Raw genomic sequence first — 17,292 nt, 5'->3', positions numbered from 1 at the left:
GTCGGGATTACTTCTCGACGAACGCGCGCTCGATCAGGTAGTCACCCGGCTCGCGCATACGGGCCGAGATCTTCAGGCCGAAGCTGTCGAGCACTTCGCTGGTCTCGTCGAGCATGCTCGGGCTGCCGCAGATCATCGCGCGGTCGTCCTGCGGGTTGATCGGTGGCAGGCCGATGTCGCTGAACAGCTTGCCGCTGCGCATCAGGTCGGTCAGACGACCCTGATTCTCGAACGGCTCGCGAGTCACGGTCGGGTAGTAGATCAGCTTGTCACGCAGCGCCTCGCCGAAGAACTCGTTCTGCGGCAGGTGCTCGGTGATGAACTCGCGGTAGGCGACTTCGTTGACGTAACGAACACCGTGAACCAGGATCACTTTCTCGAAGCGCTCGTAGGTTTCAGGGTCCTGAATTACGCTCATGAACGGCGCCAGACCGGTGCCTGTGCTCAGCAGGTACAGGTGCTTGCCCGGGTTCAGGTCGTCCAGGACGAGGGTGCCGGTAGGCTTCTTCGAGATGATGATCTCGTCGCCTTCCTTCAGGTGCTGCAGCTGCGAGGTCAGCGGACCATCAGGCACCTTGATGCTGAAGAACTCGAGATGCTCTTCCCAGTTCGGGCTGGCGATCGAGTAAGCGCGCATAAGCGGGCGGCCATTTGGCTGTTGCAGGCCGATCATCACGAACTGACCGTTCTCGAAGCGCAGGCCCGGATCGCGGGTGCACTTGAAGCTGAACAGAGTGTCGTTCCAGTGATGAACACTGAGGACACGCTCGTGGTTCATGTTGCTCATGTACGTGGGACTCCTGGAGATTGATCTGCGCTTGCCCGGCTCGCGTTGAAGGATGCCGACGGTGCGCAATTGCATCGCATTCTAATAGCGCCGACAATATCTGTTAACTGGATTATTAAGATAAGGGTTATCGGTTATATCGATATGCGATTTACTCTTCGTCAACTGCAAGTCTTCGTCGCTGTCGCCCAGCAGGAGAGCGTGTCCCGTGCTGCGGGTCTGCTCAACCTGTCGCAATCGGCCGCCAGCACTTCCATCACCGAACTGGAGCGTCAATCCAGCTGCCAGCTGTTTGATCGCGCCGGCAAACGCCTGAGCCTCAACGCCCTCGGCAAACAATTGTTACCGCAAGCGGTGGCGATGCTCGATCAGGCCAAGGAAATCGAGGACCTGCTCAACGGCAAATCCGGTTTCGGCTCGCTGTCGGTGGGCGCGACCCTGACCATCGGCAATTACCTGGCCACCCTGCTGATCGGCGGCTTCATGCAGCGTCACCCGGAAAGCCAGGTGAAGCTACACGTGCAGAACACTGCCAATATCGTGCAACAAGTGGCGCATTACGAAATTGATCTGGGTCTAATCGAAGGCGATTGCAGCCACCCGGACATCGAAGTGCAGAGCTGGGTAGAGGACGAACTGGTGGTGTTCTGCGCCCCGCAGCATCCGTTGGCCAAACGCGGCAGCGCGACCATGGAAGAGTTGACCCACGAAGCGTGGATTCTGCGCGAACAAGGCTCCGGTACCCGCCTGACCTTCGATCAGGCCATGCGTCACCATCGCAGTGCGCTGAATATTCGTCTGGAGCTGGAACACACGGAAGCGATCAAGCGAGCCGTGGAATCAGGTCTGGGGATTGGCTGCATCTCGCGTCTGGCGCTGCGTGATGCGTTCCGGCGCGGCAGTCTGGTACCGGTGGAGACGCCGGATCTGGATCTGGCGCGGCAGTTCTATTTCATCTGGCATAAGCAGAAGTACCAGACCTCCGCCATGCGCGAATTTCTCGATCTGTGCCGCGCCTTCACCGCCGGGGTCCAGCGCAGCGACGAGATCGTCCTGCCAACAATCGCTTAAAGAAGAATCACCGCCCACACCAGGGCAATCATGCTCAGTGCCACGAATTGCGCGGCGCTGCCCATGTCCTTGGCGTTCTTGGACAGCGGGTGCAATTCCAGGGAAATGCGGTCGATAGCCGCCTCCACCGCAGAGTTCAGCAGTTCGACGATCAGCGCCAGCAGGCACACGGCAATCAGCAACGCCTGCTCGACACGGCTGACATTCAGGAAGAACGTCAGTGGAATCAGCACCACGTTAAGCAGCACCAGTTGACGGAACGCCGCTTCGCCGGTGAAGGCTGCGCGCAGGCCGTCCAGCGAGTAACCGGAGGCGTTGAGGATGCGTTTCAGGCCCGTCTGGCCCTTGAAAGGTGACATAAAGTAAACAACCGACCAAAAAGAAGTGGGGAAGCTAGTTCAACGAAAGTCAAAAAAGCGTGAAGACGCCAGCCTTTACTGGCTTGGAATTGACTCAAGTTGTTGCAAGAGTAAAGCCGCCTGGGTGCGAGTCCGCACGTTCAACTTGCGAAAGATCGCCGTGACGTGGGCCTTGATGGTCGCTTCCGACACGCTCAACTCATAGGCAATCTGCTTGTTGAGCAGGCCTTCACAGACCATGGTCAACACCCGGAACTGCTGGGGCGTAAGGCTCGCCAGGCCATCGCTGGCAGCCTTGGCCTCGTCGGAGACGCTGACGGCTTCGAACGCCTGGGGCGGCCAGAACACGTCACCGTCCAGCACTTTGCGCACCGCTTCCTGAATCACGCTCAAGTCGCTCGACTTGGGAATGAAACCGCTGGCACCGAACTCCCGCGACTTGACCATCACCGAAGCTTCTTCCTGCGCCGAAACCATCACTACCGGAATCTGCGGGTACTGCCCGCGCAGCATCACCAGCCCGGAAAACCCGAAGGCGCCCGGCATGTTCAGGTCCAGCAGCACCAAATCCCAGTCGGCCTTCTCGGTCAGGCGGGCTTCCAGCTCGGCGATGCTCGCCACCTCCACCATTCGTACATCCGGACCAAGGCCCATCGTCACCGCTTGATGCAGTGCGCTACGAAAAAGAGGGTGATCATCGGCAATCAGGATGTCGTATGTGGCCATTTTTCAAATGATCCTGTTTTTGATGGCAGACCCGATGCATTCGGGGCTCACCAAGGCAAATCAAGATGCCGGCGCTTGTGCAGCGGCATCCACAGGGGCACGTTCAACGCCAATCACGGACAAAAACGGCGTTTCAAACCTTGGCCGCACCCCAATCGGCGCCAAGCATGCCCAGCGAAGCCGGGGTGGTCAAGCAACACGGCCACTGCTTTAGCAGTATGGGCCAGGATCAGGCCGGCACCGGCTGCGGGTTGACTATAAAAGGCAGCAACTCGGCATGGGCCGGTGTCGACACATTCACCTCAAGCTGCTGTTTGGCGCCCAGGTAATGCTGGCTGAACACATCGAAATAGGCGTCCAGCGCCGAGGCGGCATCCCTATCACCCGCCAGTTCCAGGCACAGTGCCGCCACTTCGGCGGTGCACAGGTGCTCGCTGCGGGTCGAACGGCGCAGGCGATAACGCGACAGTTTGTCGGGCAACAGACTCAGGATCGGCAGGCGATCGAAGTACGGGCTTTTGCGGAAGATCTTGCGCGCCTCGGTCCAGGTCGCGTCCAGCAGAATGAAAAGCGGACGCTTGCTGCTGTCGAGATCCACGGTGTTGGTGACCCGCGAAGGCTCGACGTACTCGCCGGGAAACACCAGATAAGGCTGCCACTGCGGGTTGTTCAGCAGCGCCAGCAATTGCTCGTCGGGTTCGGTCCGCGACCAGATGAAGGCGTGATTGTCCCGCACGATGTCGGCGATCAGCCAACCGGTGTTGCTCGGCTTGAACACCTCCTTGCCGGTCATGATCAGGCAGACACCGGAGCGGGTTTCAACGGTCGGGCGCCAGGCGCACAGGCAATGACTGATGATGACCCGGCAGTCGCGGCAACGTTCGGAGCGAAAACCACGGGCCTGAATCGGTTTGATGCCCTCGTCCTCGCGCTGATCGCGCAGGCGGGCCACGGCGTTGGGGGCATGGTTCATTGCGGGCGACGCCGACTGACAGGAAAACTCGACACGAACAACTCTCGGCAAGGCAATAAAGGCCGGCAGTTTATCAGAGCAGCGGGCACAAGCCTGTACCCTCCCGACCGGCTCCCCTATAATTCGCCGCCACTGAACGCACAGCCCCGGGGCTGGTCGAACCACCAGTCACTGAATCAGGAGAGTTTCATGCTGCGCCTTATCGTTCCTACCGCGGCCATTGCGCTGGCGTTGTCCTTCAGCGCACAGGCTGCGTCCCTGAAAGAGCAGAACCTGAACAAAGAGCTGCAAAACGTCGCCGCCCAAAGCAGCGTCGGTACACCACGGGCGATCAACGAAGACATCCTCGATCAGGGTTACACCGTTGAAGGCACCACGCTGATCAACCACCTGAGCGTCCAGGCAAGCCATGCCGAGAAGATGCGCGCCGATCCCAAGGCCGTGTACTTCCAGCTGGGGGCTTCGGTCTGCAACAACCCGTCGTACCGCAAGCTGATGGCCAAGGGTGCCGTCATGCGTTATGACTTCAGCGAAGTGAAGACCAACCGGGCGATCGGTTCGGCCAGCTATCAAGAATCGGACTGCCCTAAAGCAGGCCCGGCGAAGAAGAAGTAATCAACGAGAATTGGCGCGCCGCTGTTCATCCTCGGCGCGCAGTTCGGCCAGCAAGGCCTGCAGATACCGCGAACGGCGCTCCCCTCCCGAAAGACGTCGGCAGCACTCCTCTTCGAGACTGACATGATTGGTCTCGGCCGATGCCTTCAACATTCGATACAGCTGCGTATCGATCTCCAGAGTGACTCTGGTCATGTGTCCCGCCTCCTTGCCACCCGCAAATCCTTGAATCGCGTGCACCTTGCGTACGCTCGCTGACGCAAAGTTGTCGTACGGCGCCTTTAACTTAGTAAATCAGAGCATTTTGCCCACGGTGCGCCATCGGACGAGCGGTGAAAGCACTTCGCAAAACGACAATAAGCAGTTGCCAGACAAGACTTTGTAGCGCAATGCTCAATGAGCGAGAAATGCTTTGAGGGTCTAGATTCAAAGTATTCCCGATCATTTTATCAACGGCAGGAAAGGAGCTGCCGGACGTTTGTTTTTCTTGCAGCGCGGCACTGACGCCGCACGTCAGGGCCGAAGGCTCTGTGCAGAAGGAGAAGTTGCATGCCTTACCAACCGAATGACCTGCTCAGCCGTCATTTTCAGGAAAGCGGCCACGACCTTACCGGCAAGGTCGAAGAACAACTCAACCTGGTTTCCCCCAACAGCCCGAACATTCCCATCTACCGCGACATGATCCTGACCGTGCTGCGCATGGCCCAGGAAGATCACAACCGCTGGAACGCCAAGATCACCCTGCAAGCCCTGCGGGAGCTGGAACAGGCGTTTCGCACGCTCGAACAGTTCAAGGGCCGGCGCAAGGTCACGGTATTCGGCTCGGCGCGCACGCCCGTCGAGCATCCGCTGTACGCCATGGCCCGTGAACTGGGCGCTGCCCTGGCCCGCTCAGACATGATGGTCATCACTGGTGCCGGTGGTGGAATCATGGCCGCCGCCCATGAAGGAGCCGGCCGCGACAACAGCCTGGGATTCAACATCACCCTGCCCTTCGAACAGCACGCCAACCCTACCGTGGACGGCACCGGGAACCTGCTGCCGTTCCACTTTTTCTTTACGCGCAAACTGTTCTTCGTCAAGGAGGCCGACGCACTGGTGCTCTGCCCCGGCGGCTTCGGCACGCTGGACGAAGCGCTGGAAGTGCTGACCCTGATCCAGACCGGCAAAAGCCCGCTGGTGCCGGTGGTGCTGCTGGACGCGCCGGGCGGCACGTTCTGGCAAGGAGCACTGGACTTCATTCGTCAGCAACTGGAGGACAACCGTTACATCCTGCCAACTGACCTGAAACTGATGCGCCTGGTCTACAGCGTTGAAGAGGCGGTGGAACAGATCAATCAGTTCTACGGCAACTTCCACTCCAGCCGCTGGCTCAAACGGCAGTTCGTGATTCGCATGAACCACAGGCTCAGCGACCGGGCCCTGGACCACATGCAGGAAGCCTTCGCCGATCTGTGCCTGAGCGACCGGTTCCATCAACAAGCCTATAGCGGCGAGGAGCACGACGAGGCGCAATTCAGCCATCTGGCGCGACTGTCCTTCGCCTTCAACGCCCGGGACCATGGGCGCCTGCGGGAACTGGTGGACTTCATCAACCTGCCGGAAAATTGGGCACAGTCCAGACCACAAACGGTGCAATCCTCCCGCGAACCGTCGAAGGTAATCTGAAGGCAAAAAAAAAGCGGCCCGCTATCGAAATAGCGGGCCGCTTTTTTATTTTTTGATTGAAGCTGGAACCGATTTAATCGTCCATCCCTCTGCCGCTGAACAAGCGGTTGATCATCTCCATCGAGAACCCCCGATACGCCAGAAACCGGCCTTGTCTGGCTCGTTCCTTGGCGTCGCCGGGAAGCTGGCCGGAGAATTTCCGTTGCCACGTGTCTGTGAGTTGCTCCTGCCAGTTGATACCGCTCTCACGCAAGGCAAGTTCGATGTCGGCACGCTGCAGGCCGCGCTGGCTCAGCTCTTCACGAATCCGTAACGGGCCATAACCTGAACGGGCGCGGTAAGAAACAAAGCTTTCCAGATAACGGGCTTCGGAAAGCAGCCCTTCTTCCGTCAACCGGTCGAGAGCTGTTTCGATCATTTCGGGTGGAGCGCCGCGCTGACGCAGTTTACGCGTCAGCTCGACTCGACCGTGCTCGCGGCGTGCGAGCAGGTCCATTGCGGTTCGCCGCACCGCGACGAGGGTATCGAGTACGGCGGTTGTCATCGGTGCAATCAGATGTCAGCGTCAGCCAGGTCGTCTTCGGTCTCGGTGACCGCAGAAGCCTTGGAGTCAGCGATCACGGCTGGCGACAGCAGCTTGTCACGCAGTTGCTTCTCGAGCTTCGCCGCGACTTCCGGGTTGTCTGCCAGGAACTTGGCCGAGTTGGCCTTGCCCTGACCGATCTTGGTGCCTTCGTAGGCATACCAGGCGCCGGACTTCTCGACGAAACCGTGCAGCACGCCCAGGTCGATCATCTCGCCGTTCAGGTAGATACCCTTGCCGTAGAGAATCTGGAACTCGGCCTGACGGAACGGCGAAGCCACCTTGTTCTTCACAACCTTGACGCGGGTTTCGCTGCCGACCACTTCGTCGCCTTCCTTCACCGCGCCGGTACGGCGGATGTCGAGACGGACCGAAGCGTAGAACTTCAGCGCGTTACCACCGGTGGTGGTTTCCGGGCTGCCGAACATCACGCCGATCTTCATGCGGATCTGGTTGATGAAAATTACCAGGCAGTTGGCGTTCTTGATGTTACCGGTGATTTTACGCAGCGCCTGGGACATCAGACGGGCTTGCAGGCCCACGTGCATGTCACCCATTTCGCCTTCGATTTCAGCCTTCGGCACCAGTGCCGCCACGGAGTCGACGATGATCACGTCAACGGCGTTAGAGCGCACCAGCATGTCGGTGATTTCCAGGGCCTGTTCGCCGGTGTCCGGCTGGGAAACCAGCAGGTCGTCGACGTTGACGCCCAGTTTGCCGGCGTACTCAGGGTCGAGGGCGTGTTCGGCGTCGACGAATGCGCAGGTCGCGCCGGCCTTCTGGGCCTGGGCGATCACGGACAGCGTCAGTGTGGTTTTACCGGAAGATTCAGGACCGTAGATTTCAACAATACGACCTTTTGGCAGGCCGCCGATGCCGAGCGCGATGTCCAGACCCAGAGAGCCGGTGGAAATGGCCGGGATCGCCTGACGGTCCTGATCGCCCATACGCATTACGGCACCCTTGCCGAATTGACGTTCGATCTGACCCAGGGCCGCAGCCAAGGCTTTCTTCTTGTTGTCGTCCATTAAAGTCCTCACGTAATCAATAAGGCCTGACGGCCAACACCTGTATAAGTAGCCAGTATTATTCCACAGCGTTCGCGGATCGCCTACCCCTGATTTTCGATTTCTCGTGCCGCCAGTCGCAGCAGCCCCTCTAGCGCGGCCTTCACCGTTTGTCGGCGGACTTCGTCGCGGTTGCCGGGGAAGTGCTGCACCTCGCTGGAAACCGCGTCGCCGACACCCCAGGCCAGCCACACCGTGCCCACCGGCTTGTTCGGCGAGCCGCCGTCCGGCCCGGCGATACCGCTGACCGCCACGGCAAATCGTGCACGGCTGTGTTTCTGCGCGCCGCGCACCATCGCCTCGACCACCTCGCGACTGACCGCACCCACCGTCCCGAACAGTTCGGCAGGCACGTTCAGTTGCTGGGTTTTCTGGCGGTTGGAGTAGGTCACATAACCGGCCTCGAACCAGGCGGAGCTCCCCGGAATCCGGGTAATCGCTTCAGCGATGCCGCCGCCGGTGCAGGACTCGGCCGTGGTGACGTGGGCATTGAGCAACTGCAGGCGTCGGCCAAGTTCGGCCGCCAGTTGGGTGAGGTCTTTCACGGCACTCTCCGGATCGGGTGGAATGCCTACCACCGTACACGAGCCGGTTGCGCTTTCAATACACAGACTCATTCAAAATGTGCAGGCGCCAGCGCTCTGATATAGGCCTGACACGCTTGCAGGGCAATCAGTCCGCGATCGCCTTCGCCGGTGATGGCGACAATTCGTTGAGCATGCGCCGGGTCAAGTCGGGCGCGTACGGTTGCATGATCCACGCCGCCGGCGCCGGAGGCGGCTGGCACACCGCAGCCTTGGGCAGCGTCGCCTGCGTCGATGAGGACTGACAGGCGCAGATCAGCAGTGGCAAGACGATCGCGCAGGCGATCCTGATCACGTTGGGCATCACTCAGTGCTCGATAGTGGGTTTGCTCACTGGCCGCGAGCCGTTGCTCCAGGGCCAGGCGCTTGTCCTGCTCGGCCTGCTGCGCCGAGGCAGCAGCCTGAGTCAGTTGGTTGAGGGTTTCGGCATGCTGTCGGGCCTGCTCGGCCAGTTGGCGGCCGTAGCGCCAGTCCTGAAATTGCCAGGTCAACGCGCCAGCCCCCAGGACCAGCAATACAACACCGGTTACACGCCAGGAGATGGACATAACACCGCCCTCGCCCGCGCCCAGATGTCCAGGCGATCCTGCAAGCCGTTCAACCCGCCGTTGATTCGACGGGTGATGGTGTTGAACTGATCGCGGTCCGCCAGATCGTTCAAACCGTTCTGCTCCCAGAACCACGCGGCGGACTCCGCCGCCCACTGTGGTTGCTCGAGCAATTCAGGCAACGACAGCAGACGCTCATCGCCAAACAGCCCGAGACTGCACTGGCGATAGTTGGTGCGGCCGGTGATCTGGATCAGCCCGCGACCGCGATACTTCTGTCCGTCACCATCGGCTTCCGGCGTGTTGCCCAGACGCAGGGCCAGCGTGCCGGTGTCGTATTTGCTCAGATACTGGTTGTCGCCCAGTTCGCGCACGTAGCGCAGTTGCCCGGACTCATGGCCGACCTGTGCGAGGAACGCAGCGACGCGCTTGGGCGTATCGATGCGATGACGCGCCATGGCATCGTTGAGCGGTGAAACAAAAACGCCCGCCTGGGAGCGAGCGTTGGGCATGATGGACAAAAGGTTGTTTTCAGTTATTTGCATAATGCGTATTCCTCCTTGAATGCTCCGATTGAATCACGGCTGGCGGCTGATGCCTGCCAGCCTTCTTTGCCAGAGTTTTCAGGGGTGCTGTCCGGGGCTATTTACCGGGGCGCCAGTGGCTCCCCGGAAATTGACCCTCAATACTTGATGACAAACAACAGGGCCGTGTTCATCGGACGCGCCTCATTGCCACCCGATGCAGCGACAGACATTGTGTGCGTGTGTTGACCCGCAGCATCCACACCCACGTTGTGCGCGTGGTTGCCGTCCGCAACGATGCCGTGGGAGTGCGCCGGAGCGTTGGTCGTGAAGTTGCGGTTGACCGAAGGTCCCGAGCTGGAACCCATGACGGAGCCTGCCGTGCTGCCGCCGACGACGACACCCTGCCCGCCCATGACCAGATCAATGTTGAACGCGCCACCACCGACCACAGCCCCACCGTGCGAGTGCAAGCCGGCAGCATCCGTGCGCGCCGCGTGGGCGTGGTTGCCGGCAGCCGCAGCCGACACATCGTGAATGTGCGAGGCGTTCTGCCCTGCCTGCTTGCTGCCCAGTACTCGACCTGGATCGACGCCGCGACCATCGTCCAGACCCCGGACAAATTCACCCCGCAGATCCGGCACGTTGAAGGTATTGGTGCCATCCCCGGCGCCAAACCGGGTACCGATAGCGGCGAACAGATTGGCGTACTGAGTCCGCGATACAGGTTGTCCGCTGCATTTGAGCCAGCCACTTGGAGCATCAACGGTAGCGACCGTTTTCACGTCGCCGACATCGGCCCCCAGTTGCCGCGCCACACCGGTACTCGCAATCAGTACCCAGGCTCCGCTTCCCACAGAACTGTTCCATTGCACCCAGGCATCGCCCGTTGCGACGATATCACCGGAACGCAGGGGAGTATGGTCGAGGCCGACGATGGGTTTGGCGATTGAGCCGGCCACGGAAAAAGTACTGGCGCCAGTGTTGGTATTGAGTGCCTTGAAACGCAGCACCATACCGTCGACCAGTGTGGTCGGAACTGGCGAGTAAGTGGCGGCGTAGGCATTGGCCGTGCCGGTGTCGAGGGCGAAATCGATGAGGCCCGCCTGATTGATCTTGCGGATGGCCACGAGCAACTGGCCGACGTTGGTCTCGTCAGGAACCAGTGCACCGGCCTTGATGACCCCCAGCAACTCTTCGGTGACGGAGTTCCCCCACACCGCCGGGATCAACGATCCTGGCGTACCGGCCACCGGGTTTTCATCGACAAACTTGCCATTGACCAGCCCGACGCTGGGCACACTCTTTGGATAATCCATTATTCATTCCTTAGTCATAGTTGATGTACACCTGGGTATGAGCCGGTGTGCTGCGGTGAATGAGGCATTCCAGGGCCGAGCCTGGATTCATTCCGAAACGCTCCCCCCAGTAACTGGCACCAAAGCGGCGCCCGCTGGACAGGCGTCCGCCGGTATTGAGGATCCACATGAATTGCGCTCTCCAGGTGCCGAAATGCGCCTGGCCAAATCGCGAGCGCCCCATGCGCGGAACCCGGAGTTCGGAGACCGATGCCTGTGGATACCCCTGGGTGCGTGCGACCTCGACGAAATAGGCTGCCGTCTGACTGCCTACCGCCAGCAGGCGCCGGCGCACGGCCAATCGCCGATCGTCATAAAGTGGGGTGGCGCCGAGGCAGGGGTCCGGCAAGTTCATGACGGCTTCCCAGTCCGGCACCAGCTCGCTGACACCGGCAGGGTCCATCTCGTTGAGCAAATCAACTGCGCGGGCATCGAGGCGTGCCAGTTCCTGGGCGATGCCTTCCAGCACCTGATCGAGTTCCGGTACTCGCTCCGGCTCCCAGGCGGGTCCGCCGGGCAGCAGGCTGCGCAATTGATTGCGGTATTGTTCGGCGCTTCTCAAGACAGCCATTCGCACCCCCCGAATGTCAGGAGCTGGTTACTGGCTGCCGTGACATTGCTCGAAGGCGAAACAAGAGTGTGATCCGTTTCACCGGTCGCACTGCTGATCGCTTCGCCGATATGGCTGAGCAACAGCGTCTCGCCCAACCCGGCCTCACGGTTATGCAAATCGCGCAACTGCGTTTCGATGGCGGCACGGACGGCACTGGTGTCGGGCGTGATGCGCAACTTGTAGTTGACCAGCACCTGCACCGGCGCCATCACGCTCACATCCGCCGTCACCGGTCGCAACTGTTCGATGTAAGCCAGCACTTGCGCCAGTTGCTCGTCATTGGGAATGGGCTGTGCATCGTCGTCGCGCATGACGAATACGCCGACCGTGCCCGGCCCCAGGAAGTTGCCACGACACCATGCCCGGGTAATTCCCGGGCACTCCAGCGCCCACGTCTCGTAATCCTGAGCCGAACCGCCGTGAGGAATGAGGCGGTAGGAACGGATCACCCGTGAGCGCAAGGATTCAAGGCTTTCCCGGGCGATGCCGCCGGTCAGCCCTGGTTCCAGGACCTTGAAGCTGCTGCCGTCGATGCCCTGAACCGGTTGCACCGGTACCAGTGTCAGACCGGCGTCGGCATTGCCCTGGCTGCCGGCATCCAGGGCCGCAATGGTGGCGCTGTTGACGCCGTTGCCGGTCGTTTGCGCAGCGGTGACCCGGTAGGTTCGACCGTCATTCGATTGCAGCAACGTATCGACATCCAGCACCGCCCCGGCGCTGGCATTGAAGCTGACGCTGCCAGTGGCCACCTGCGCGGATTTTCGCGGCTGATTCAAGCGCAGCGCAGCAATCCGCTCCAGGGTCGATTCATCGGCCTTGTCGGGCAGGATCTGCTCGGCGATCCAATCGAGATAGCCATAAAGTCCGTAGACCGCACCGCCAAGGGTGCGGGCCAGGACTTGTGCATCGGACTGGCGCAGCGAATCGCCGGCCAGGTCGCTTTGGGTGCGTTTGATCAGCACCGGCAGCGAAGGGGTTTCAAACGGCATAGATCACCTGCCAACTGTTTTCAGGGTTGATGTCCAGGCGCTCGCCGTCGGCCAGGGTCAGGACCGTGCGCAGGTTTAGCCGCTGGGCGTCGAGGCGTTCGCTGATGATGTCGATGGCGCTGCAATGGCCGTCATCGATCAGCCACTGCAAGGCTTCGCGGGCATAGAACTCGGCGTCCATCTGGGTCTGTCGGGTCAGCTTGACCCGACGTAGCAGCCACAGCCGCGAACCGATGCGGTCATTGGCCACGGTAGGAAAAGTGTCACCCCACCAGCCATAACGCTCCTCGTCGTCGAGGGCATCGTCGTCGGCCGCGCGGCGCCAGGTGAACAGGCTGATCAGCACCGAGCGGGTCAGCGCGGCGTGGAGGTTTTGACTGAAGAGCATCACTGACCTCCCGCCGGCACGCCGGTCTGACCGCTGCCGCCCTGTACGCCGCCATGCACGTGCTTGATCTGGCTGATACCGCCGGCCACCTGATCGCCATTGGAAACGATCTTGCCCGTCTGGTTGATCACCGGCGTGTCGAAGTTCACCGCCGTGCTGGCGCGGATGTTGAGCGTGGCGGTTTCGATATCGATGATCCGCCCGCGCTTGAAGTGGATCTTGTCGCCTTCGTCGGTGTAGATCGCCACCTCGCCGGCCGCCAGCGATTGCAGGCGATAACGGCGGTCAGCGACCACCAGGGCGATGGCGTGGGAACGGTCACCGCCGAGGAACGTGACGACACCCTCGGCGCCGGCCAGCGGATGGCTGGTGAAGCCGTAGGGCTCGAAGTGCTCCATGTCGTCGTTCACTTCACCGGCGGTGAGGCGCATTTGCAGCGATTGCAGCTTGGAGGCCGAACTGGCGAGCACGACAGTGCCGCGCGCCAGCAGGCGTGTCAGTAGGCTCATAGGGGTTTCCTTGGAGGACGGTGTCGGGCTCAGGTCTTTTTCGGGGGAGTCGGGTTCGCGTCGAAGGTATGCGGTGGCGCCACTTGCAGGGTGGTCACCGAACCTTGCGCCGACAGCGAATACGTCACCTTGGAGATCAGCATGTCTTCATCGAATCCGAGCACCGGATCCTTGACACGCACCAAGGTGTTGTGACGCCAAAGGTCACCGTTGGACTGACGCCAGCCCTGCACCTGATACGTGGTGGTCAGCGCCCGGCCCATGCGCGTCGCGCTCTCCCATTGGGCCCGTTGCTGGGCCAGTTCGAACGTCAGCTGCGAGCCTTCGTTGATGATCGTGGTACGCCGGCGTTTGAAACTCAGGTCGGCCGCCGTCGATTCCACTTCGCTGGCCGCCGCCCCGCTCTTCTTGTCGTTGCCCTTCTGCTGGCCGATCACCCGGTATTCGGAAAACACCTGGCTGAAATCCATCGGCGCATTGGCCGAGAGAATGTTCTTGCCCAGCTCCAGTGCATCGCTGGCGCGGCCGCCGCTGCCGGGTTTGGCAAGCACCAGCCGGCCTTCGGCGTCATCGGTGGAAAACACCCGGTACAGCGAGAGCAGACGGTCGATCGACTGAAACACCGTTTCACCCGGGACGATCGTGTGTTTGCTCAGCCGTGCGGTCTCGGGAATTTCGTTGACCACCCTCAACGCGTACTCCATGGCCAGGGCCTGGACGATGTTCAACAGCGATTGATCCTGCCATTGGCCAGGGTTGTTTCGCGCCGCACAATCCACCAAATCCTGGGTCTTGGAGCTGCCCTCGATGCTCAGGCTGATCTGTCGCCCGTCGTAACTGATCGGGGCCTTGAACACATAACCGGTGAGCACCAGATCCTGGCCGATCCGCACTTCGCACGGGTCGCCGGCCTTGATCCGCTGATCCACGGTCTGCCCCGGCCATTGCCAGGTGATGTCGAGTTTGAAGGTGCGGAACTGGCGCTCCAGGTCCGCGGAGATCTCCACGCTTTTCCAGCCGCCGTATTCCATGTCGCCGACGGTCAGCGTGACGCGGTTGTCAGTCTCGTTCATGACTCACTCCCTGGAAACCTTGACTTCGTTGGGTGAATAACCCGGATGAGACAGACCGTTGCGCTGAATGACCTCGGTCACCCGAGTGGCGTCGCCAAACTGCTTGTAGGCCACCACCAGCGCCGGAAAGGTTTCCTGGAAGGTTTTGCTCACCAGCCGCACACCGGACGAAGCCACAGCCTTGAGGTGCGCGATCAGCGCTTCCTTCACATCGGCGATGGCCTGGTAGTGCGCGGGATCGGCCTTGTCCTGGGCCTTTTGCAGCGCTTCGATCAGCTCTTTTTGCAACGCTTGCAAATCATCGGTGACCGGCACTTCCTGACGGCTGACCGGCTGTTTCGACTGTTGGTCCAGCGAAGGCGTCGACGACAGTTTTACCGGCGTCGACGCCACCGGCATTGAGGCAACCCACTGCGCAACCTTGACGATCAGTGTGTCCTGCACCAGGTTGGCCATGGCTTGCGCAGCGGCATTAGTATCCATGCCGGTGGTGATTTTCGGTGCGTCGGCCTTGCGGATGGCTTCGATCTGTTGGGACACGTCGGCAATCACGCCACGGTAGCCCTCCTTCGCGAATGCCTTCAGCTCCTTGATATCGCCGAGCAAGCCCTTGAACTCCGCCGCCACCTCCTTGGGCAGTTCCTTGACGGCCCTGACCAGTTCGGTGATCTGCTTGTATTGCGCGATCAGCGGCTTGAGCTGCTCCTTGATCACGTCATACACGCCGGTGAGGCTGTTGCGCAGATTGGCGATGCCGATCCGCGCGGCCTTGATCAGGGTCATCGCCTGCTCGAAGCGCGCCACCGCCGAGCCGAGCAAACCGTCGGCCTTGATCAGCAGAACTTTCTGCGTGCTGACCGTCGCCGTCGGAAACGGCAGCGGCCGGTCCGGGTAGAACTTCAGTGTGAAGGTCACCATCCCGCCGTCCTGGCGGGTGTGGGTCATGTCGCACTCGCCGACCTTGACCTGCAAGCGGCCCAGCCACGGATGCACCAGCTCGCCGCTGCCCTGCTCCAAAGCCTGGAGCAGCTTGTCGCGCTGCTCCAGGCAATCGGCACCGATGATGAACGCCGTCAGGTCGTGGGTCTTGGCCTGCTGGCCGAGATCCTCGAAAAACGGCAGGTCGCGCTGCGGATACTCATGCAACTGTCCCTTGCGACCGACCGGGGTTTTCGCCTGGTCGATCCAGAAACCGACACCGCGAAAGGATGCCGGCAACAAACGGTCACGCCAGTTCATTGGAACCTCCTGCCGATAGCGAGCGATAGCCGATGCGCGAACTGAGCGCCAGCCCCGGTTGATTGGTTTGCGGTTGATCGGTGCGCAGCCCCGCCGGCGCGTTTTCGAAGCGGACCGTCAGGCCGCCTTCGAGTTGCGTGCGGTTGTTGGCGGCGCTTTTCTGGATCAGGTTGCTGGAGGATTGCGTCAGCGAGCTGGAATTCTGCGTCAACGAGCTGGAGTTCTGCGTCAATGCGCCTTCCGGCACCGAAACGCCGGGCGTGGAGTCGGCATCAGAGCCAAAAAAACCCGGAGCCCACTCGCCCTTGCCTTCGGCATTGGTTTTCAGCTGAGCACGGGTGAGAACATCGACCTTGGCCGACGCTTCGGCAGCGAGTGTGCCAAGACCGCCATTGAAAAACTCCCGGATCGGCGCCAGCGCATCGTAGAACTTGTCACTCCACTTCTGAATCCACACCGTCACCGATCCCCAGGCCTCGATGATCGTTTCCAGCGGCGACCAGCCCAACTGCTCGCTAATCACCGCATACAGCTCCACCACCGACAGACTGATGGAGTCCACCACGTCTTGAATAAACGCTGAGATCGGCACCGACACCGCTCGCAGCAAATCCCAGATCGAAGCAAACAGGCCAACCAATGGTTGCCAGTTTTTCAGAATCAGCGCCTGCGGTGAGTAGGCAAACAGCGTTGTATAGAAATCGATAACCGGCGCGGCCACTGCCTTGAGCACGTTCCACAGAGCTGCGAAGAACGTGCTGACCGGTCCCCAGTTGTTGATCACCATGCCCAGCGGGGTGAAGTCGAACAGGGTTCTGAAAAAGTTCGCCATCGGCAGTACCACCGGGGCGATCTGTTGCCACAGCCGGACGAAGAAAGCCGAAAGCGGTTTCCAGTTGGCGACAATCAAACCGGCCGCCAGCGCGGCTCCGGCGGCAAACAAGCCGATCGGCGAGGCCAGCAGTGTCAACACCGCACTGAGTCCGGCAGCGGCCGTGGTCACCACGGTGAACGCCACTGCTGCCGCTGCCAGTCCTTCAACCAGTTGAGGATGTTCGGCGACAAACTTGCCGACCGTGGTCATGACCGGCACCAGCGCCGTCACCAGACCCTTGACCGCCGGTAACAGCGCCTGGCCGATCTTCAGCGAGATGTTGTCGAGCGAAACGTTGAACTTCGCGAGGTTGGTAGAGGTTTCACCCTTCACCGGCGCGGGAAGTCGCGCGGTCGCGGGCCTGGGCAACGGCTTGGGTATAACGGCATCCTTTGCCAGCGCCGGGGCCTTGAGCTTCTTGCTCTTGTTCGCCAGTTCGTCTTCGGCCTTGATCGCCTTTTTCAAGCCGTCCTGAAACGGCTTGAGCAAGCCGCCCCCGGAAACAAAACCGGACAGATCCAGCGGCTTGAGTCCACTGCTTTCCAGGCTTTTCTTGAACCCTGCGACCTTGGCGCGAACACCCTTCATCTCGGTCGCCGTTTTCTGCAGACCTTGCATCACCTCGAGCATGCCGGCCGTGGTCTGAATGTTTTGCTGGATCGTGTTTATCTGTGTATTGGCCATCACTGCACCTGCTGCATCGCGTTGATCCGTTGCGCGTGCTCCAGCGATTCGCGAAGCACA

General features: G+C 60.8%; 21 protein-coding genes. 3 read left to right on the top strand and 18 right to left on the bottom strand.

What is annotated here, in order from left to right; all coding sequences use genetic code 11:
- Window positions 1-7: 7 nt before the first annotated feature.
- Complete coding sequence (gene fpr, locus DLD99_RS06660) at window positions 8-787, bottom strand: ferredoxin-NADP reductase (RefSeq protein ID WP_003222277.1); 780 nt, start codon at window positions 785-787, stop codon at window positions 8-10.
- Between the two features lie 144 nt (window positions 788-931).
- Here fpr and DLD99_RS06655 point away from each other — a divergent pair, with 144 nt between their 5' ends.
- Window positions 932-1,858, top strand: coding sequence for a LysR family transcriptional regulator (locus DLD99_RS06655; protein ID WP_085712905.1), 927 nt, complete (start codon window positions 932-934; stop codon window positions 1,856-1,858).
- On the opposite strand, the gene DLD99_RS06650 is transcribed toward DLD99_RS06655, so the two are convergent.
- The 3 genes from DLD99_RS06650 to DLD99_RS06640 form a co-directional block, all read right to left on the bottom strand.
- Window positions 1,855-2,217, bottom strand: a complete 363-nt coding sequence (locus DLD99_RS06650) for a diacylglycerol kinase (protein WP_003222276.1) — start codon at window positions 2,215-2,217, stop codon at window positions 1,855-1,857. The two genes, DLD99_RS06655 and DLD99_RS06650, sit on opposite strands and share 4 nt — an antisense overlap.
- 75 nt (window positions 2,218-2,292) lie before the next feature.
- The gene (gene erdR / locus DLD99_RS06645; RefSeq protein ID WP_085647827.1) at window positions 2,293-2,943 is read right to left on the bottom strand and encodes a response regulator transcription factor ErdR; all 651 of its coding nucleotides are present in this window, start codon (window positions 2,941-2,943) and stop codon (window positions 2,293-2,295) included.
- A 229-nt stretch (window positions 2,944-3,172) separates the two neighbouring features.
- Window positions 3,173-3,916, bottom strand: coding sequence for a tRNA-uridine aminocarboxypropyltransferase (locus tag DLD99_RS06640; RefSeq protein ID WP_114881680.1), 744 nt, complete (start codon window positions 3,914-3,916; stop codon window positions 3,173-3,175).
- 189 nt (window positions 3,917-4,105) lie between these two features.
- On the opposite strand from DLD99_RS06640, the gene DLD99_RS06635 reads away from it, so the two are divergent.
- Complete coding sequence (locus DLD99_RS06635) at window positions 4,106-4,531, top strand: PA3611 family quorum-sensing-regulated virulence factor (RefSeq protein ID WP_085712902.1); 426 nt, start codon at window positions 4,106-4,108, stop codon at window positions 4,529-4,531.
- Here the strand turns inward: DLD99_RS06635 and DLD99_RS06630 are convergent, their stop codons facing one another.
- Window positions 4,532-4,726 (bottom strand): hypothetical protein, encoded by a 195-nt coding sequence (locus DLD99_RS06630; protein ID WP_114881679.1) that lies wholly within the window; start codon window positions 4,724-4,726, stop codon window positions 4,532-4,534. It abuts the gene before it with no gap.
- 354 nt (window positions 4,727-5,080) lie between these two features.
- On the opposite strand from DLD99_RS06630, the gene DLD99_RS06625 reads away from it, so the two are divergent.
- Entirely contained in the window at window positions 5,081-6,199 is a 1,119-nt protein-coding gene (locus tag DLD99_RS06625) for an LOG family protein (protein WP_114881678.1), read from the top strand.
- A gap of 73 nt (window positions 6,200-6,272) precedes the next feature.
- On the opposite strand, the gene recX is transcribed toward DLD99_RS06625, so the two are convergent.
- From recX to DLD99_RS06560, 13 genes are all read right to left on the bottom strand, one after another.
- The gene (gene recX / locus DLD99_RS06620; protein ID WP_039771298.1) at window positions 6,273-6,743 is read right to left on the bottom strand and encodes a recombination regulator RecX; all 471 of its coding nucleotides are present in this window, start codon (window positions 6,741-6,743) and stop codon (window positions 6,273-6,275) included.
- A gap of 8 nt (window positions 6,744-6,751) precedes the next feature.
- Complete coding sequence (gene recA, locus DLD99_RS06615; protein ID WP_085712898.1) at window positions 6,752-7,810, bottom strand: recombinase RecA; 1,059 nt, start codon at window positions 7,808-7,810, stop codon at window positions 6,752-6,754.
- An 83-nt stretch (window positions 7,811-7,893) separates the two neighbouring features.
- The gene (locus tag DLD99_RS06610) at window positions 7,894-8,394 is read right to left on the bottom strand and encodes a CinA family protein (protein ID WP_085712897.1); all 501 of its coding nucleotides are present in this window, start codon (window positions 8,392-8,394) and stop codon (window positions 7,894-7,896) included.
- 68 nt (window positions 8,395-8,462) lie between these two features.
- Entirely contained in the window at window positions 8,463-8,981 is a 519-nt protein-coding gene (locus DLD99_RS06605) for a lysis system i-spanin subunit Rz (RefSeq protein ID WP_114881677.1), read from the bottom strand.
- Window positions 8,960-9,526 (bottom strand): glycoside hydrolase family 19 protein, encoded by a 567-nt coding sequence (locus DLD99_RS06600; protein WP_114881676.1) that lies wholly within the window; start codon window positions 9,524-9,526, stop codon window positions 8,960-8,962. The genes DLD99_RS06605 and DLD99_RS06600 overlap by 22 nt, the downstream gene beginning before the upstream one ends.
- Before the next feature lie 137 nt (window positions 9,527-9,663).
- Window positions 9,664-10,824 carry a phage tail protein gene (locus tag DLD99_RS06595; RefSeq protein WP_114881675.1) on the bottom strand — a complete coding sequence of 387 codons (1,161 nt, stop codon included), beginning with the start codon at window positions 10,822-10,824 and terminating at the stop codon, window positions 9,664-9,666.
- A 10-nt stretch (window positions 10,825-10,834) separates the two neighbouring features.
- On the bottom strand, window positions 10,835-11,434 hold the full coding sequence (locus DLD99_RS06590) for a YmfQ family protein (RefSeq protein ID WP_114881674.1): 600 nt from the start codon (window positions 11,432-11,434) through the stop codon (window positions 10,835-10,837).
- Window positions 11,422-12,465 (bottom strand): baseplate J/gp47 family protein, encoded by a 1,044-nt coding sequence (locus tag DLD99_RS06585; protein WP_114881673.1) that lies wholly within the window; start codon window positions 12,463-12,465, stop codon window positions 11,422-11,424. The genes DLD99_RS06590 and DLD99_RS06585 overlap by 13 nt, the downstream gene beginning before the upstream one ends.
- The gene (locus tag DLD99_RS06580; protein ID WP_114881672.1) at window positions 12,455-12,853 is read right to left on the bottom strand and encodes a phage GP46 family protein; all 399 of its coding nucleotides are present in this window, start codon (window positions 12,851-12,853) and stop codon (window positions 12,455-12,457) included. Before DLD99_RS06580 ends, DLD99_RS06585 begins: the two co-directional genes overlap by 11 nt.
- Window positions 12,853-13,362 carry a phage baseplate assembly protein V gene (locus DLD99_RS06575; protein ID WP_114881671.1) on the bottom strand — a complete coding sequence of 170 codons (510 nt, stop codon included), beginning with the start codon at window positions 13,360-13,362 and terminating at the stop codon, window positions 12,853-12,855. The genes DLD99_RS06580 and DLD99_RS06575 overlap by 1 nt, the downstream gene beginning before the upstream one ends.
- A 29-nt stretch (window positions 13,363-13,391) precedes the next feature.
- On the bottom strand, window positions 13,392-14,435 hold the full coding sequence (locus DLD99_RS06570) for a phage baseplate assembly protein (RefSeq protein WP_114881670.1): 1,044 nt from the start codon (window positions 14,433-14,435) through the stop codon (window positions 13,392-13,394).
- Between the two features lie 3 nt (window positions 14,436-14,438).
- Window positions 14,439-15,674, bottom strand: coding sequence for a DNA circularization protein (locus tag DLD99_RS06565; RefSeq protein WP_114881669.1), 1,236 nt, complete (start codon window positions 15,672-15,674; stop codon window positions 14,439-14,441).
- Window positions 15,661-17,232, bottom strand: coding sequence for a phage tail tape measure protein (locus tag DLD99_RS06560; protein WP_114881668.1), 1,572 nt, complete (start codon window positions 17,230-17,232; stop codon window positions 15,661-15,663). The genes DLD99_RS06565 and DLD99_RS06560 overlap by 14 nt, the downstream gene beginning before the upstream one ends.
- Window positions 17,233-17,292: the final 60 nt, after the last annotated feature.

This window comes from Pseudomonas kribbensis, assembly GCF_003352185.1.
Lineage (GTDB): Bacteria > Pseudomonadota > Gammaproteobacteria > Pseudomonadales > Pseudomonadaceae > Aquipseudomonas > Aquipseudomonas kribbensis.
This window is presented reverse-complemented; position numbering and strand designations above follow the sequence as displayed.

What these genes read in the sequence shown, in the direction of transcription:
- fpr (WP_003222277.1), bottom strand. Translation starts at nt 787, where the DNA reads ATGAGCAACATGAACCACGAGCGTGTCCTCAGTGTTCATCACTGGAAC.
- DLD99_RS06655 (WP_085712905.1), top strand. Translation starts at nt 932, where the DNA reads ATGCGATTTACTCTTCGTCAACTGCAAGTCTTCGTCGCTGTCGCCCAG.
- DLD99_RS06650 (WP_003222276.1), bottom strand. Translation starts at nt 2,217, where the DNA reads ATGTCACCTTTCAAGGGCCAGACGGGCCTGAAACGCATCCTCAACGCC.
- erdR (WP_085647827.1), bottom strand. Translation starts at nt 2,943, where the DNA reads ATGGCCACATACGACATCCTGATTGCCGATGATCACCCTCTTTTTCGT.
- DLD99_RS06640 (WP_114881680.1), bottom strand. Translation starts at nt 3,916, where the DNA reads ATGAACCATGCCCCCAACGCCGTGGCCCGCCTGCGCGATCAGCGCGAG.
- DLD99_RS06635 (WP_085712902.1), top strand. Translation starts at nt 4,106, where the DNA reads ATGCTGCGCCTTATCGTTCCTACCGCGGCCATTGCGCTGGCGTTGTCC.
- DLD99_RS06630 (WP_114881679.1), bottom strand. Translation starts at nt 4,726, where the DNA reads ATGACCAGAGTCACTCTGGAGATCGATACGCAGCTGTATCGAATGTTG.
- DLD99_RS06625 (WP_114881678.1), top strand. Translation starts at nt 5,081, where the DNA reads ATGCCTTACCAACCGAATGACCTGCTCAGCCGTCATTTTCAGGAAAGC.
- recX (WP_039771298.1), bottom strand. Translation starts at nt 6,743, where the DNA reads ATGACAACCGCCGTACTCGATACCCTCGTCGCGGTGCGGCGAACCGCA.
- recA (WP_085712898.1), bottom strand. Translation starts at nt 7,810, where the DNA reads ATGGACGACAACAAGAAGAAAGCCTTGGCTGCGGCCCTGGGTCAGATC.
- DLD99_RS06605 (WP_114881677.1), bottom strand. Translation starts at nt 8,981, where the DNA reads ATGTCCATCTCCTGGCGTGTAACCGGTGTTGTATTGCTGGTCCTGGGG.
- DLD99_RS06600 (WP_114881676.1), bottom strand. Translation starts at nt 9,526, where the DNA reads ATGCAAATAACTGAAAACAACCTTTTGTCCATCATGCCCAACGCTCGC.
- DLD99_RS06595 (WP_114881675.1), bottom strand. Translation starts at nt 10,824, where the DNA reads ATGGATTATCCAAAGAGTGTGCCCAGCGTCGGGCTGGTCAATGGCAAG.
- DLD99_RS06590 (WP_114881674.1), bottom strand. Translation starts at nt 11,434, where the DNA reads ATGGCTGTCTTGAGAAGCGCCGAACAATACCGCAATCAATTGCGCAGC.
- DLD99_RS06585 (WP_114881673.1), bottom strand. Translation starts at nt 12,465, where the DNA reads ATGCCGTTTGAAACCCCTTCGCTGCCGGTGCTGATCAAACGCACCCAA.
- DLD99_RS06580 (WP_114881672.1), bottom strand. Translation starts at nt 12,853, where the DNA reads ATGCTCTTCAGTCAAAACCTCCACGCCGCGCTGACCCGCTCGGTGCTG.
- DLD99_RS06575 (WP_114881671.1), bottom strand. Translation starts at nt 13,362, where the DNA reads ATGAGCCTACTGACACGCCTGCTGGCGCGCGGCACTGTCGTGCTCGCC.
- DLD99_RS06570 (WP_114881670.1), bottom strand. Translation starts at nt 14,435, where the DNA reads ATGAACGAGACTGACAACCGCGTCACGCTGACCGTCGGCGACATGGAA.
- DLD99_RS06565 (WP_114881669.1), bottom strand. Translation starts at nt 15,674, where the DNA reads ATGAACTGGCGTGACCGTTTGTTGCCGGCATCCTTTCGCGGTGTCGGT.
- DLD99_RS06560 (WP_114881668.1), bottom strand. Translation starts at nt 17,232, where the DNA reads ATGGCCAATACACAGATAAACACGATCCAGCAAAACATTCAGACCACG.